The organism is Porphyrobacter sp. SLTP, from assembly GCF_009905735.1.
GTDB lineage: Bacteria > Pseudomonadota > Alphaproteobacteria > Sphingomonadales > Sphingomonadaceae > Erythrobacter.
Genome location: NZ_JAAALE010000025.1, coordinates 25,596 through 40,180 on the forward strand (window position 1 = coordinate 25,596; position 14,585 = coordinate 40,180).

Genomic DNA, 14,585 nt, shown 5'->3' on the forward strand with positions numbered 1-14,585 from the left:
TTGCGTTTGGGGCAAGCGGCTAAAGCCGCCGTGCCTCAGCTTTCCTTCTTGCGGCGCATCTTCTTGCGCTCGTTCGGGTCAAGCTCGGCCTTGCGCAGGCGGATCGACTGCGGGGTCACTTCGACCATTTCATCGTCGTCGATGTAAGCAATCGACTGCTCCAGCGTCATGCGGCGCGGCGGGGTGAGGCGGATCGCGTCATCCTTGCCGCTCGAACGGACGTTCGACAGCTGCTTGGCCTTCATCGGGTTGACTTCGAGATCGTCCGGCTTGGCATTCTCGCCGATGATCATGCCCTGATAGACCTTCATCTGCGGGCCAACGAACAATTCGCCGCGCTCTTCGAGCATGTTGAGCGCATAGGCATTGGCCTCGCCATCGCCGTTGGAAATCAGCACGCCGTTGATGCGGCCTTCGATCGGGCCCTTGTAGACATCGTACTTCTCGAACAACCGGTTCATGATCCCGGTGCCGCGCGTGTCGGACAGGAATTCGCCGTGGTAACCGATCAGGCCGCGTGACGGGGCGGAGAAGGTGATGCGGGTCTTGCCGAGGCCCGAGGGGCGCATTTCGGTGAGGTCGGCCTTGCGACGCTGCATCTTCTCGACAACCGTACCGGAGTGCTCGTCATCCACGTCGATCACGACGGTCTCGTACGGCTCCATGCGCTTGCCGCCTTCTTCGCGGAACAGCACCTTCGGGCGGCTGATACCGAGCTCAAAGCCTTCGCGGCGCATGGTTTCGATCAGCACGCCCAGCTGCAATTCGCCGCGCCCTGCAACTTCGTAGGCGTCCTTGTCCTCGCTCTCTGTGACGCGGATCGCGACGTTGGTCTCGGCCTCGCGCAGCAGGCGGTCACGGATGATGCGGGTGGTGACCTTGCTGCCCTCGCGCCCGGCGAGGGGTGAGTCATTGACCGAGAAGCGCATCGCCAGCGTCGGCGGATCGATCGGCTGGGCGGCAATCGGCTCGGAAACCGAGGGATCGCAGATCGTGTTGGCGACGGTCGCCTTTTCCAGACCGGCGAGCGCGATGATGTCACCCGCCTGCGCCGATTCCACCGGCACGCGCTCCAGCCCGTCAAAGCTCATCAGCTTGGTCGCGCGGCCGACTTCGACGACCTTGCCGTCCATGTCGATCGCGTGGATCGGGTCGTTCACGCGGATCGTGCCCGACTGCACGCGGCCGGTGATGACGCGGCCCATGAAGTTGTCGCGGTCCAGCAGTGTCGCAAGGAAGCTGAACTTGGCATCGGGATCGAGGCCGGGGGGCGGGACGTGCTCGATGATCTTTTCGAACAGCGGCGCAAGGCTGCCTTCGCGGCGATCCTGATCTTCGCTGGCATAGCCATCGCGGCCCGAGGCGTACAGCACCGGAAATTCGAGCTGATCGTCAGCGGCATCGAGACTCACGAACAGATCGAACACTTCGTCGAGTACTTCCTGCGGGCGGCCATCGGGACGGTCGATCTTGTTGACGACGACGATCGGACGCAGGCCCAGCGCCAGCGCCTTGCCGGTCACGAACTTGGTCTGCGGCATCGCGCCTTCCGCGCTGTCGACCAGCAGGATCACGCCGTCGACCATCGAGAGGATGCGCTCCACCTCGGCCCCGAAGTCGGCGTGGCCGGGGGTGTCGACGATGTTGATGCGGGTGGTATCGCCGTTGGCACCGTGCCATTCGACACTGGTGCACTTGGCAAGAATGGTGATCCCGCGTTCCTTTTCGAGATCGCCCGAATCCATGGCGCGTTCTTCGACGCGCTGGTTCTCGCGGAAGGTGCCCGACTGGCGGAACAACTGGTCAACCAGGGTGGTCTTGCCGTGGTCAACGTGGGCGATAATCGCGATATTTCTAAGGGCGGACGACATGCGCAAAAAACTTCCGGTGAAAGCCGGATGCGAGGCATCCGGGGCAGGGTAAACGAGCAACGCGGATCGGGGGCGCTGCGTTAGGCAGTGTTTATGGCGGGTTAGCGACAGCTCCGGACGCTACGGCAAGCGTGGCCGATGCATCCATGTGCTGCGTTGCAACATCGCCGCGGCGCCTAGCGCAAGGATGCGTTCGGGGCAAGCGTGGGGCGCATTTGGGGCGGTGTTGCTACCGATTCCAGTGTGACTCTGGCGCAACAATAACCCTTATTGGCAGAGGAAAGCGCGGGTGGGCCGCTTGTCGCTGACGCAACACTGGCTTATCACCGCCGCGACACGATCACGGGAGAGAGCGCACGAGTAACGTGCGTGCCCAACGGGCGCCGGGGTCGCGGGATATTTTGGAGAGGAGCTTCCATGCGTTCGACCATCACCGGCATTGCCGGCGCATATCGATTCACCCTGCTTGCAGGCGCTGCCACCTTTGCCCTGGCCATGCCGGGCACGGCATTCGCTCAGGAGCAGGACCCTGAAGTCGAAGCGCCTGAGAGCAGCAACGTCATCATCGTTACCGCGTCCAAGCGCGAACAGACCCTTCAGGAAACGCCGATCTCGGTGTCGGTGACGAGCGGCGAGACGCTCGAAAACGCGCAAATCCGCGACGTGCTCGACCTGCAAACCGTTACACCTTCGCTGCGCGTCAGCCAGTTGCAGAGCGCTTCGGCCACCACCTTCATCATCCGCGGCTTCGGCAACGGCGATAACAACTTCGGGATCGAGCCTTCGGTCGGCGTCTTCATCGACGGCGTGTTCCGTTCGCGTTCGGCCGCCGCGCTGTCCGACCTTAACATGGTCAGCCGCATCGAAGTGCTGAACGGCCCGCAATCGACGCTGTTCGGCAAGAACGCGTCGGCCGGTGTGATCTCGGTCGTCACCAAGGAGCCCGAGTACGAATTCGGCGGCGTCGTCGAAGCCAGCTATGGCAATTACAACGCGATCGTGGTGCGCGGCGAAGTGACCGGCCCGATTTCCGAGAATATCGCCTTCTCGCTCGACGGGAGCTACAACAAGCGTGACGGTTATGCCCGGATCGTCAACCTCGATGAGGACCTTTCCGACCGCAACCGCTGGTCGGCCCGCGGACAGCTGCTGATCGAGCCGAGCACGGATTTCAAGGTCCGCATTATCGGTGACTACGGCCGGATTGACGAAGTGTGCTGCCAGGTCTCGACCCTCGTGGCCGGCCCCAGCGCGCCTGCGGTGTTTGCAGTGGGCGGAGCGCTCGACACCAACTTCTTCAGCTACAACACCTTCCTCAGCCAGGTTCCGCGCAACACCGTCGACAACTACGGCGGCTCGATCCAGGCTGACTGGAACGTCGGCAACCTGACCGTCACCTCGATCACCGCCTACCGCGAGTTGAAGAACTTCCTCGATCAGGACGTCGACTTCACCAGCGCCGACGTGGTCAGCGAATTGCGCGATCAGAAGGTCGACACCTTCACTCAGGAACTGCGGATCACATCGGACTTCGATGGCCCGATCAACTTCCTGCTCGGCGGGTTCTACTTCGATGAATCGATCTCGCAGGACAGCCGCCTGACCACGGGCGCCGATACCCGCGCGTTCTTCAGCCTGCTGGCTGGCAACCCGCTGGTCTTCAACGGCGTCGAAGCCGGTCTCGGCCTCCCGCAGAACTCGATCTTCTCGCCCGGTCCGCTGACCGCCGAGCAGTTTTCGATGGATAACAAGTCGTGGTCGGTGTTCGGCACCGTCGATTTCGAGCCGGTTGACGGCCTCGTCTTCACCGCCGGCTTCAACTACACCGACGACAAGAAGGACTTCGCGCTCGCTCAGCAGTCGTTCGACGAGCTGTCCAACATCAACCTCGTCGATGCGTTCATCACGGGTGCGACGTTGCAGAACCCGAACCTGCCCGACGTGTTCACGCGTGCGCAGTTCCAGGCTCTGCCCGGCGTTGTCCAGCAGCAGCTGCTCGCTGCCGCCACCAACCCGGCGACCAACCCGCTGCTCGGCCTGACGCCGTTCCAGTTCCAGCCGCCGTTCCTCAACCTGCCCAACGCGGTCGAGCCCGGCCGTACGCAGGATGACCAGTTCACCTACCTGCTGCGCGCGGCCTATGAGGTCTCGAACGAGGTCAACATCTACGCCAGCTATGCGACCGGCTTCAAGGCGAGCTCGATCAACCTGTCGCGCGATAGCCGTCCGGCGTTTGGGGACTACATCCCCGGTCCGGGCCGCTCCAGCTTTGCCGCGCCGGCCTCGCCGATCACCACTGGCGGGCTGGGCGTAGCCAACCTCACGACGGGTTCGCGCTTTGCCGGACCGGAAAAGGCGGAAGTCTACGAAATCGGCATGAAGGCGCAGTGGGATGGCTTCGGCTTCAACCTCGCGCTGTTCGACCAGACCATCAAGGGCTTCCAGAGCTTCCTGTTCACCGGCACCGGCTTCCAGCTGAACAACGCGGGTGAACAATCGGTTCGCGGCTTCGAAGTCGATGCCACGATCAACCCGACCGACGGTCTGGTGTTCACCTTCGCGGCGACCCACCTTGATCCGAAGTTCAACAGCTTCGATGAAAGCCCGGTCGGCAATCTGACCGGCGCGCGTCCGGGTGGTATCCCGGCGTGGAGCCTTGCCACCTCGGCAACCTACACGCTTGAGTTCGGCGACAGCGGCAATGCGCTGGTCACCCGTGTCGACTACGCCCACGAAAGCAACGTCGCGATCAACAACGGCCTGCCGACCTTCAACGCTGCTCTGGGCAACACCCGGATCTTCCAGCGTGAAACCAACCTTGTGAACGCCTCGATGACCTTCAAGCTCGAAAACGGGCTGGAAATCGGCGCATGGGCGCGCAACCTGCTCGACGATCAATACATCATCACGGTGTTTGACGGCGTCGCTCAGGCCGGCACGGTTTCGGGCTACCCGAGCCAGCCGCGCACCTACGGCGGCCTTGTGCGCTTCCGCTTCTAAACGAAACGCCATCGGCTAGAATATGGGCCTCGCACCACCGGTGCGGGGCCCTTTTCGTTTGCATGCCGAAGCCAAATGTGATGCTTTGCAAGGGCTTCACAAGCAACAGGGGGGATCACACATGGAATGGATGCTTATGCCGCTCAAGCGGTATGCCGATTTTTCGGGCCGCTCGCGGCGCAAGGAATACTGGATGTTCGTGCTGTTCCAGATCCTGTTGCTGGTGCCGCTGATCCTGATCGCGATGGCGCTGGACGGGGGCGGCTCGGGAAGCGGGCTCTTTCTGATTGCCGTGGGCGGGCTTTACTTCCTTGTGTTCCTGATCCCCGGCCTCGCCGTGCAGGTGCGGCGCTTCCACGATCAGGACAAGTCGGGCTGGCTCGTGCTGCTGGGCCTCATTCCCTATATCGGCGGACTCATCCTGCTCATCTTCATGTGCCTTGAAGGCACGCGCGGGCACAACCGCTTCGGGGCCGACCCGAAGGACCCCTATGGTGAGAACGTGTTCGAGTGATCCACACTGTGATGGAGCAGGGTCGACGTTGGCCCTTGCTCCAAGCGTGTGCGCGTTGCAGTTTACCCCTGCGGGGCGGGCAAGCCCGCTAGGGGGCTTCGCATCATGGATATCGGCCGCGTTTTTTCGATCAGCTTTGCCATGTTCCGGCAGCGCTTCTGGCTGCTGCTGGGGATGTGGCTGGTGTTTCTGGTGATCCAGTTTGCCGCCGCGATCGCGATGTTTGTCGGCGTGATGGTGATGGGCCTCGCCGGTATGGCGGGCTTTTCGGCAGGCTTGGATGATCCGGCTGCTCTCACGGGACTCGGGATCGGGATGATCGCGGTGGTCGTGGTGTTCTACGCTGGCTATATCGTGATCCTGCTCGCCCAGCAGGCGGCGATGGTGACAATCGCCTCCCCGCTGGAGGAGCCGTCGTTCGGCGGGGCGATGGTGCGCGGGTTCCGGAGCGCGCTGCCGTTCTTTGCCCTCGCGGTGCTGATGCTGCTGGGATATTTCGGCCTTGCACTGGGGGTTATGGTGATGCTCGGCGTATCAGACGCAGTGGGCGGCTCAGGGGGCGGGGTGCTTGCTGCGATCCTGCCGCTCTTGTCCCTGCCCGTCTTGATCTATCTGGCGTGCCGGTTTGCCGTGCTGATTCCGGTGGTCGCGGTCGATCAGGTGTTCAATCCGGTGAAGGCGATCCGGCGCAGCTGGTCGGTGACGCGCGGCAAGGCACTGGCGATCTTGCTCGCTCTGATCGCCTTTGTCCTGGGGTCGCTGGTGGCTTTGGGCCTACCCGTAGCGCTGCTGTTTGCCGCGACGGACGCGGCCAGTGGCGGTTCGGGCGCGGCGATTACGCTGTCGATCATCGGCGGACTGCTGATCATCCCGCTGATGATTGCTTATGCCATGTTCACCTCGGCCTTCACCGCCTCGCTCCATTCCGAAGTCACAGGCGGCGGATCGGACCGGCTGGAAGAGGTGTTCGCCTAAAGCTCCCGCGCTTACAATTCCCTCAGGGCCCGCGCCGGTTTCGCCCGCAAGAGCGGCAGTGACCCGGCAAGCGCGAAGCCGAGCACCAGCGCCACGCCGAGGCCGAGCACACCCAGCACCTCGCCCCAATCGGGCAGCCAGTCGAATTCGAACAGCTGGGTAATGACCACCCACGCCAACCCGCCGCCGAGGCCCAACGCCACCAGCGCCAGCACGCCGGCGAGCAAGCCATATTCGGCGAGCTGCAACAGCAGGATCTGCCGCCGGCTCGCGCCCAACACGCGCAGCATCACTGTGTCATAAGTGCGCGCCGCCCGCGCCGCCGCAATCGCGCCCATCAGCACGGCGAGACCTGCCAGTACCGTGACAGCCGCCGCCGCCAGCGTGGCAAGGCTCACCTGCTGGAGCAAATTGCGCGCCTCGACCAGAATGCCGCCCACCTCGATCACCGAGGATGAGGGCATCTCCTTCACCAGCGCCCGCAGCAGCTTGCCGCGCGCGGCGGTGTCTGCGCCTTCGGGCAGGTCAATCGTCGCCGACAGGTTATGCGGCGCATCCGAAATCGCATTGCGGCTGAACACCAGCGCGAAGTTGAAGCCCATGCTCTCCCAGTCGATCTCGCGGATATTGGCGACCCGCGCAGTGCGCTCCACGCCGAGGATGCCGATGGTGAGATAATCGCCGACCTTGAGGTCCACAGCCTTCGCGAAATCGGCATCGACCGAGACCAGCGGCTCACCCTTGTGGAACGGGCTCCACCATTGGCCTTCGATCACGCGGTTGCCCTCGGGCAAGGTGTCGGCATAAGTCAGCCCGCGCTCGCCCCGCAGCGCCCAGGCGCCCTCGGGGATCTCTTTCAGGTCGGCTACGCGGATCATCTTGTCCTTGGGCCCATAGGCCAGCACCGCACCGCGCATCGTCGGCACGGTGCGGATCGCGGCCTTGGGGAAGTCCTGCTGGATCAGTGCGAAGAAGCGCGGCTCCTTGGCGGGTGGCACATCGAGCACGAAGTAGTCTGGTGCCGCCTGCGGCACGCGCTGCTGGATATTGCCGTCAATCGCGCTCTGCACGGCGGCGAGCAGCACGAAGGCGGCAAGGCCAAAGCCCAACGCCGTCACCAGCGCGCCCGTCGGCGCCCCGGGGCGGTGGATGTTGGCGAGCGCGCTCCGCAGCAGCGGATTGCGTGGACGCGGCAGGCGGCGGGCGAGGGTCTGGATACCCCAGCCAAGCCCCGCCAACAGCACCAGAGCGCCGCCCGCGCCGAGCAGGAACCCGCCCGAGAGCATTGGCTGATCGGTCGTCAGCAGCGCCAAAGCGCAGATCGCGGCCAGGCCCAGCGCGGTCGCCAAGAGTGCGCGCTTGTCGCGTGACAGTGGCACGATGCCCGACCGCATCAGCGCCATCGCCGGGAAAGTCCGCGCGCGCAGCAGCGGCGCGGCGGCAAAGGCGAAGGCCACCAGCAGCCCGTAACTCGCCGCCAAAGCCAGAGCGCCAGGCGCGATGATGAAGCCGCTTTCGACCGGCAGCAGCCCTTGCAAGGCGCCCGCCAGCAGCGGCGTGACCAGCACGCCTGCCGCGAGACCCGCGATACTCCCTGCCAGCGCCGCCACGCCGATCTGCATCGCATAGATGCGCACGATATCGCCCGAGGTCGCCCCCAGCACCTTCAGCGTCGCGATGCTGGTGCGGCGCTGGTCGAGATAGGATGACACGCCGCCCGCAATCCCGATCCCGGCAATCACCAGCGCGGCCAAGCCCACCAGCGTCAGGAAATCGCTCATCTGCCGCACGAACCGGTCCGCGCCGGGTGAGGCGCGATCACGGGTGCGGATGTCGAACCCCGCGGTCGGGAAGCGCTTGGTCAGCGCCTCTTCCACCACGTCAGGGCTCTGCGCGGCATTGGCGAAGGCGATGCGGTGCTTGCTCTGGTAGAGCGAACCGGGTTGCAGCAGACCGGCCTTGGCGGGGATATCCTGCGCGACGATGATCGTCGGGCCGAGCTGGAAGCCTTCTGACAGGCGGTCTGGCTCGTCCTTGATGATGCCTGCCGCGCGCAAGGTGACGGTGCCGACCTCGAAGATGTCGCCCGGCTTGATGCCGAGCCGTTCGAGCGCGGTCTGCGCGATCCACGCATCCGTGCCGCTGGGCGCGCCGACGGTCCGGCCATCGGTCAGAAGCAATGTGCCAAACATCGGCCACTTGGCGTCCACCGCCTTCAGTTCAATCGGCGCCGCCGCATCGGGCGTGCTGGCCATCGCCTGCATCCGGTAGCCGCTGGAGATGGTGCCATATTCGCTCAACGCTGTGCGTTCATCGGGACGCAGATCGCGCTGCCACACTTCGACCTCAAGGTCGCCGCCCAGCAACTCCTGTCCGCTGGACTCCAGCTCCCGCTCGATCGCGTTGGTCAGCGTGCCGATGGCTGCCAGCGCCGCGGTGCCGAGTAAAATGCACACCAGCAGCAGCCTGAGGCCGCGGAAGCGCGCATTGAGGTCGCGGCGGGCGATGCGCCACGCTGTCTTGAGCGGAAGGCTCATGCGCGGGTGCCAGCCGTGTCCGACACGATCACGCCGTCCGCCATGGTCAGCACCCGCTCGCAGCGCGCGGCAAGGCTGGCATCGTGGGTGATGATGAGCAGGGTCGCCCCGGTTTCCGCGCGGCGGGCGAAAAGGAGGTTGATGATCTCCTCGCCTGTCGCGGCATCAAGGTTGCCGGTCGGTTCGTCGGCGAAGATCAGATCGGGGCGCGGTGCAGTGGCACGGGCGATGGCGACGCGCTGCTGCTCGCCGCCCGAAAGCTGGGTGGGGTAGTGGCCGGTGCGGTGTCCGAGGCCGACCGCTGCCAGCTCCGCCAGCGCGCGGGGGCTGGCGTCCGGCATCGCGGCGAGTTCCATCGGGGTGGCGACATTCTCGGCCGCGGTCATCGTCGGCAGCAGGTGGAAGGCTTGCAGCACAATCCCGATCCGGCCCCGGCGCGCGGCGGCAAGGCCATCCTCGGTCAGATTGGTGAAATCCGCGCCCGCCACAGTCAGCGTCCCGCCGCTCGCGCGTTCGAGGCCGGACAGCACCGCCATCAGCGAGCTTTTGCCTGAGCCCGAGGGCCCCAGCAGCGCCACGACTTGCCCCTGCTCAATGTCGAGGTCGATACCCCGCAGGATCGTGACCGGCGCAGCATTGCTGCCGAGGGTGAGGGTAAGATTGCGAGCGCTGATTGCGAGAGAGGGACTTGTCACACGGTTCCGATGGCATAGGTGGGGGATAGCAACAAGCTACAGCTAAGGATGGTGTGCGGATGCACAAGCGCGGTTGGTCGAATATTGGCGTCGTTGGTGCCGCATTACTGGCGTTGGCGGCCTGCGGAGACGCGGCCGAGGATGCCGCGCCTGCGGCCGAGATCGCCGAAGACGGCAAGCCCGCACTCCCGGCGATCCCGGTGATGGGCCCGGAGCGGAAGATTATCGCCTTCGGGGACAGCCTGTTTGCCGGCTACAACCTCGATCCGCGCGATTCCTATCCCGAGAAGCTGGAGAACGCGCTGCGGGCCAAGGGGATGAACGCCGATGTGATCAATGCGGGCGTTTCGGGCGATACCTCGGCAGCGGGGTTGCAGCGGCTGGAATTCACGCTGGCGGCGCAGGAGACGCCGCCCGCGCTGTTCATTCTGGAGCTGGGCGGGAATGACCTGCTGCGCGGGCTCTCGCCGGAAGAGACCAAGGCGAACCTTGGCAAGATGCTGACGATCCTGCGCGACCAGAAGGTGCCGGTGCTGATTATGGGGATGCGCGCCCCGCCGAATTACGGGCCGGAGTTTCAGGCTGAGTTCGATGCGATCTACCGCGACCTCGCCAAGGAATATGGCGCGGCGCTGATCCCGTTCTGGCTTGAGGACATCTACCGCGAGCCCGCGCTGTTCCAGGCCGACAAGATCCACCCCACCGCCGACGGGATCGAGCGGCTGGTGGCCTCGACGCTCGACGAGGTCGAGGGCGCGCTACCACCGGCGGCAAAGTAATCTTCGTCATTGCGAGGAGCCGAAGGCGGCGCGGTAATCCTTGACACGGCTTTACTCGTGGCGGGAAGGCTGGGCCATGGCTTGCTTCGCCTGCGGCTCGCAATGACGAGCAGTATCTATATCCGCTCCACACCTCCACCAGACACGCGCCACACCGCCGCCTCGCCGCGGATCGCATCGAAGGGAGCGAGTTCTGTGCCGGTCATCCAGACCTGCGCCTTGCCTTCCCGCAGTCGCCGGAACAGTTCGGTCCGGCGCACCGGATCGAGATGCGCGGCGACTTCGTCCAGCAACAGCACGCTGGGACGACCAGCAGCGGCAAGGATGCCGTGGGCCAGCGTAATGGCGATCAGCATGGCCTTCTGCTCGCCGGTCGAACAGGCAGCGGCAGGCTGGCCGGTTGAGGCCATCTTGACCTGCAACTCATCGCGCTGCGGTCCGGTGAGCGCGCGTCCGGCCGCCCGGTCACGCGGGCGGGCGCGGGCGAGTTCGGCGCGCAAGGCGGTCTCATCCAGCGGGCCGCCGGGGAGGTAGGTGAGGGCGGGCCGGGCGAAAGGCTCAGGGGGCAGGGCGGAAAGTTCATCCGCCAGTCGCAAGACAAGGTCGGCCCGGGTCCGCGCGACCGCCGCGCCGTGATCCGCCGCCTGTGCCTCGATCGCGTCCATCCAGCGCGGATCGCCGCCCGCTTCCAAGAGCTTGCCCCGCTCCCGCAGGGCGGTCTCCAGCGCGTTGACCCGCCGCGCATGATCGGGCGCGATGGCCAGCGCCATGCGGTCCATAAACCGCCGCCGCGCGCCCGCGCTGTCGGTGAATAGCCCGTCCATGGCCGGGGTGAGCCAGCTCATCGCCAGCCATTCGGCAAGGCTCGCCGCGCTGGCGGGCGCGCTGTTGACCCGCACCAGCCGCCGCCCGGGTTGGCCGTCTTCGGTATAGGTGCCGATCCGTGCCGACACGGTACCGGCCTCGGTCAGGCTCGCTCCGATGGCAAAGGGGAGGGGGGGATCACCCGGAACCGCCCGCCGCGCCAGATCGCCAAGGTTCGCGCGCCGCAGCCCGCGCCCCGGCCCGAGCAATGACAGCGCCTCCAGCAGGTTCGTCTTCCCCGCGCCGTTCTCACCCACCAGCAGGTTGAAATGCGCCGTCTCGCCAAGCGTCGTCGCGGCGTGATTGCGGAAGTTTTCAAGGGTGATCCGGCTGAGGCCCATGGCGCACTCGCGGTTAGCACAGGGGCCAGATTTGGCCAGAGCAGCGCTTCTGAAATCGCCAATCCTAACCCTTGGTAGATTTTCCCAATCTTTCGCTTGGCTGAACGGGTTGTTTGCGGGCTGAAAGCATAGAAACCGCAGAATTCCGCCATTTTTCTAGTTTGGCACGCCCCGTGCAATGTACTTTGCATCCCCGGGATGGTCCCGGAAAACACTGAAAACACCAGAAGGAGACTTCACATGTTCGCCACCGAAACCTCGAACCGCCTGTTCGCCGCCGCTTTCTCGATCGTCATGTCGGCCGCGTTCTTCGCCTACGCCATCATCCCGGCCAGCCCGACCCTGATCGCTTGATCGCTGCCTCACCAAACACTCGACTCAAAGGACCCAAGACCATGTTCGGCTCTGACAACCTCGCCCGCCTCGCTTCCGCTGCCTTCGCTGTCGTTCTGACCGTTGCCAGCTTCGCCTATGCCATCGTTCCTGCTAGCCCCGGCATGGTCGCCTAAGCTGGCAACACTTTCTCACGGAGACTGACTGACATGAACAACATCACGGGCAATTCCGGCGGCAAGCCGCCCCGCGCGAACTTCCGCCTCGACAAGTCCAACGCCAAGGTCTTCGGCGTCTGCGCCGGGATTGCTGACTACTTCGGGATCGACACCATGCTGGTGCGGATCGGCTTCGTTGCCGGCGCGCTGCTCGGCTTTGGCAGCTTCATCCTGATCTACCTCGCGATCGCGCTGATCGCGGATTGAGTGCAGCGACGAAAAGCGGTTCCCGGTTTTCGGGCCGCTGCACCTGATTGGAACAACCGGGAGGGGCCTTGTGTGGCCCCTCTTTTTTACATGGCCGAGATTCCTCCATCCAGCTTGAGCTCGGCGCCGGTCATGAAGCGGCTTTCATCGCTCGCCAGATAGAGCACCGCGTTGGCGATATCGTTGGGCTCGCCCACGAATTTCAGCGGGATCTGCCGCGCCAGCTTTTCCAGCAGCACATCCTTGTCGAGCGAGGCGGCCTTGGCCGTCCCGTCGAGGATCGGCGTATCGACAAAGGTCGGGTGCACCGAATTGCAGCGGATATTCATGCTCTTCTTGGCGCAGTGGAGCGCAATCGACTTCGACAGCATCCACACCGCCGCCTTCGAGGCGTTGTAAGCGGGCATGGTGTCGCTGGCGATCAGGCCTGCGATGGACGAGATATTGATGATCGACCCCGGCGCGTGTTCGCGCATCAGCGGGAGGGCCTTCTGGCAGCCGTGGAAGATCGAGTTGACGTTGATATCAAAGCAGCGCTGCCAGTCCCCGAAATCACACGCCTCGATATTGCCCGGCACGCCGATCCCGGCATTGTTGACCAGCACGTTGAGCCCGCCGAGATGCTCGCGCGCGGCATCGACCGCGGCTTCCCACTGGGCCGGATCAGTCACGTCATGCGCGATCCCGAAGGCGGTGCCTTCGCCCATCTCGGCATTGATGATCGCGGCGGTTTCCTCCGCGCCCGCGCCGTTGATATCGGTCGCCAGCACCCGCGCGCCTTCCTGCGCCAAGCGGATGCAATGCGCGCGGCCAAGGCCCTGCGCGCCGCCCGTGACGAGGGCCATCTTGCCCGCAACTCTGCCTGCCATAACTTAATCCTCTCCCAAGTATCCCGGTGTCAAAAGCATCGCTATGCGCACGTCGACCGCGTGCCCTGCGCGCCGCCACTCGGCCACGAAGCGCGAAAGATCGCGCAGCGCAACCCGGTGGACGGTGATATTCTCGCCCTCGGTGCCGCCGCCTTCGCCAATGCGTTCAAGGCTGGTCGCTTTCAGCAGCGTGAAGCATTCCGAGACCATCCCGGGCGAGGAGTAGAACTCCCCCAGGACCTCAAGCTTGGCCGCGCGGTAGCCGGTTTCCTCCTCCAGCTCGCGCGCGGCGGCGGTGAGGGCGCTTTCGTCCTCGCCGCCCGCGTCATCGCCGACGAGGCCCGCGGGGACTTCGAGACTGAAGCGCGAGAGCGGCACGCGGTACTGGCTGACAAGAATCACATGGCGGGTGCCATCGGCGTCCTCGTCCAGCGCAATGATCGCTGCGGCGCGAATGCCGCGCGCGCGTCCGACATATTCCCACCGCCCCCGCTTCTTGGTGGTGATGAAGCGGCCTTCCCACATTACCTCTTCGGGCAGATCGGCGTCGCGGTCTTTTTCCAAAATGCAAAACCCCGTTCATCCTGCGCTTGTCGAAGGATCGTGCTTCTTCGGCGCTGGATCGGAAAGAAGGAGCGGCCCTTCGACAGGCTCAGGGCGAGCGGGTCAAGGGCGAATTGCGGCAGGTCGGGTCAAACCTCGATCAGGCGGTCTGGGAGCTCATTTTCATCGTCGCTGCCGCGCGGGAAATGTTCGGCCAGGACATGGCCGACATCGCTGATACCCACGGCCAGCCCCTCAGCCACACGGCCCTTGCGGATGTGGACAAGCATATCGCCCATCGCCTCGCCCCACACTTCGGCGGGCACTTTGGCCGCGATGGTTTCATCCGCGACGATTTCTGCGCGGTGTTCGCGCATCGAGAGGTAGATCATCACGCCGGTGCGCCCGGTGGTGCGACGTTCCGCGCCAACCTTGAACTGGCGCACCGCCTGATTGTGGACCCGGATCGTCTTGAGCGGGCCGGGGATCAGGAAAAACTTCAGCGGTTCCCATTGCTGCACCAGCATCACAGCAACGAATTTGATGAGGCCGAGCGCGATCACCATGCTGGCGAGCTCTCCGGTGGTCCATTCATGGCCCCACCCACCAAAAGCCGCATCCCACGCGTTGAGGAAAGGCAGGGGGAAGGCCGCAAACACGCTCATCGCTGTAAACGCCGCACCTGCCGCCCACAGCAGCGCCACATCGGTGTACCCGTCCGAGCTTTCGGCCAGCACCGTCACGATCTCGCCGGAAGTCGCGCTTTCGGCAGCCGTGACCGCTTCGCTGACCCGCTGGCGTCCGGCGTCATCAAGATAGGCCATGGCTTACCATCCCCC

At 64.7% G+C, this 14,585-nt stretch carries 14 protein-coding genes; 7 read left to right on the plus strand and 7 right to left on the minus strand.

Annotated features, from left to right (window positions below; translation table 11 throughout):
- Positions 1–35: 35 nt before the first annotated feature.
- On the minus strand, positions 36–1,871 hold the full coding sequence (gene typA, locus GVM20_RS15345; RefSeq protein ID WP_166548065.1) for a translational GTPase TypA: 1,836 nt from the start codon (positions 1,869–1,871) through the stop codon (positions 36–38).
- A gap of 417 nt (positions 1,872–2,288) precedes the next feature.
- Here typA and GVM20_RS15350 point away from each other — a divergent pair, with 417 nt between their 5' ends.
- The 3 genes from GVM20_RS15350 to GVM20_RS15360 all read left to right on the plus strand — a co-directional run bounded on the left by GVM20_RS15350 (position 2,289) and on the right by GVM20_RS15360 (position 6,360).
- Positions 2,289–4,871, plus strand: coding sequence for a TonB-dependent receptor (locus GVM20_RS15350; protein WP_166548066.1), 2,583 nt, complete (start codon positions 2,289–2,291; stop codon positions 4,869–4,871).
- Positions 4,872–4,992: 121 nt separating this feature from the next.
- Entirely contained in the window at positions 4,993–5,385 is a 393-nt protein-coding gene (locus GVM20_RS15355; protein WP_166548067.1) for a DUF805 domain-containing protein, read from the plus strand.
- A gap of 105 nt (positions 5,386–5,490) precedes the next feature.
- Positions 5,491–6,360, plus strand: coding sequence for a hypothetical protein (locus GVM20_RS15360; protein ID WP_166548068.1), 870 nt, complete (start codon positions 5,491–5,493; stop codon positions 6,358–6,360).
- A gap of 11 nt (positions 6,361–6,371) precedes the next feature.
- On the opposite strand, the gene GVM20_RS15365 is transcribed toward GVM20_RS15360, so the two are convergent.
- Entirely contained in the window at positions 6,372–8,897 is a 2,526-nt protein-coding gene (locus GVM20_RS15365; RefSeq protein ID WP_166548069.1) for an ABC transporter permease, read from the minus strand.
- On the minus strand, positions 8,894–9,592 hold the full coding sequence (locus tag GVM20_RS15370; RefSeq protein WP_166548070.1) for an ABC transporter ATP-binding protein: 699 nt from the start codon (positions 9,590–9,592) through the stop codon (positions 8,894–8,896). The genes GVM20_RS15365 and GVM20_RS15370 overlap by 4 nt, the downstream gene beginning before the upstream one ends.
- Positions 9,593–9,651: 59 nt before the next feature.
- On the opposite strand from GVM20_RS15370, the gene GVM20_RS15375 reads away from it, so the two are divergent.
- Complete coding sequence (locus GVM20_RS15375; RefSeq protein WP_166548071.1) at positions 9,652–10,371, plus strand: arylesterase; 720 nt, start codon at positions 9,652–9,654, stop codon at positions 10,369–10,371.
- A 116-nt stretch (positions 10,372–10,487) separates the two neighbouring features.
- Here the strand turns inward: GVM20_RS15375 and recF are convergent, their stop codons facing one another.
- The gene (gene recF / locus GVM20_RS15380; protein WP_166548072.1) at positions 10,488–11,576 is read right to left on the minus strand and encodes a DNA replication/repair protein RecF; all 1,089 of its coding nucleotides are present in this window, start codon (positions 11,574–11,576) and stop codon (positions 10,488–10,490) included.
- A gap of 240 nt (positions 11,577–11,816) precedes the next feature.
- Here recF and GVM20_RS16210 point away from each other — a divergent pair, with 240 nt between their 5' ends.
- From GVM20_RS16210 to GVM20_RS15385, 3 genes are read left to right on the plus strand one after another with little or no spacing between them, the layout of a single operon-like run.
- On the plus strand, positions 11,817–11,930 hold the full coding sequence (locus GVM20_RS16210; protein WP_199799649.1) for an enoyl-CoA hydratase: 114 nt from the start codon (positions 11,817–11,819) through the stop codon (positions 11,928–11,930).
- Positions 11,931–11,971: 41 nt separating this feature from the next.
- The gene (locus GVM20_RS16215) at positions 11,972–12,085 is read left to right on the plus strand and encodes an enoyl-CoA hydratase (RefSeq protein WP_199799650.1); all 114 of its coding nucleotides are present in this window, start codon (positions 11,972–11,974) and stop codon (positions 12,083–12,085) included.
- Between the two features lie 33 nt (positions 12,086–12,118).
- Complete coding sequence (locus GVM20_RS15385; RefSeq protein ID WP_160761444.1) at positions 12,119–12,334, plus strand: PspC domain-containing protein; 216 nt, start codon at positions 12,119–12,121, stop codon at positions 12,332–12,334.
- A gap of 86 nt (positions 12,335–12,420) precedes the next feature.
- Here the strand turns inward: GVM20_RS15385 and GVM20_RS15390 are convergent, their stop codons facing one another.
- From GVM20_RS15390 to GVM20_RS15400, 3 genes are all read right to left on the minus strand, one after another.
- On the minus strand, positions 12,421–13,203 hold the full coding sequence (locus GVM20_RS15390) for an SDR family oxidoreductase (RefSeq protein WP_166548073.1): 783 nt from the start codon (positions 13,201–13,203) through the stop codon (positions 12,421–12,423).
- Between the two features lie 3 nt (positions 13,204–13,206).
- Positions 13,207–13,728: an NUDIX hydrolase gene (locus GVM20_RS15395; protein WP_166548078.1), complete on the minus strand. Its 522-nt coding sequence runs from the start codon at positions 13,726–13,728 to the stop codon at positions 13,207–13,209.
- Between the two features lie 167 nt (positions 13,729–13,895).
- Positions 13,896–14,570 (minus strand): TPM domain-containing protein, encoded by a 675-nt coding sequence (locus GVM20_RS15400; protein ID WP_166548074.1) that lies wholly within the window; start codon positions 14,568–14,570, stop codon positions 13,896–13,898.
- Between the last annotated feature and the right edge of the window lie 15 nt (positions 14,571–14,585).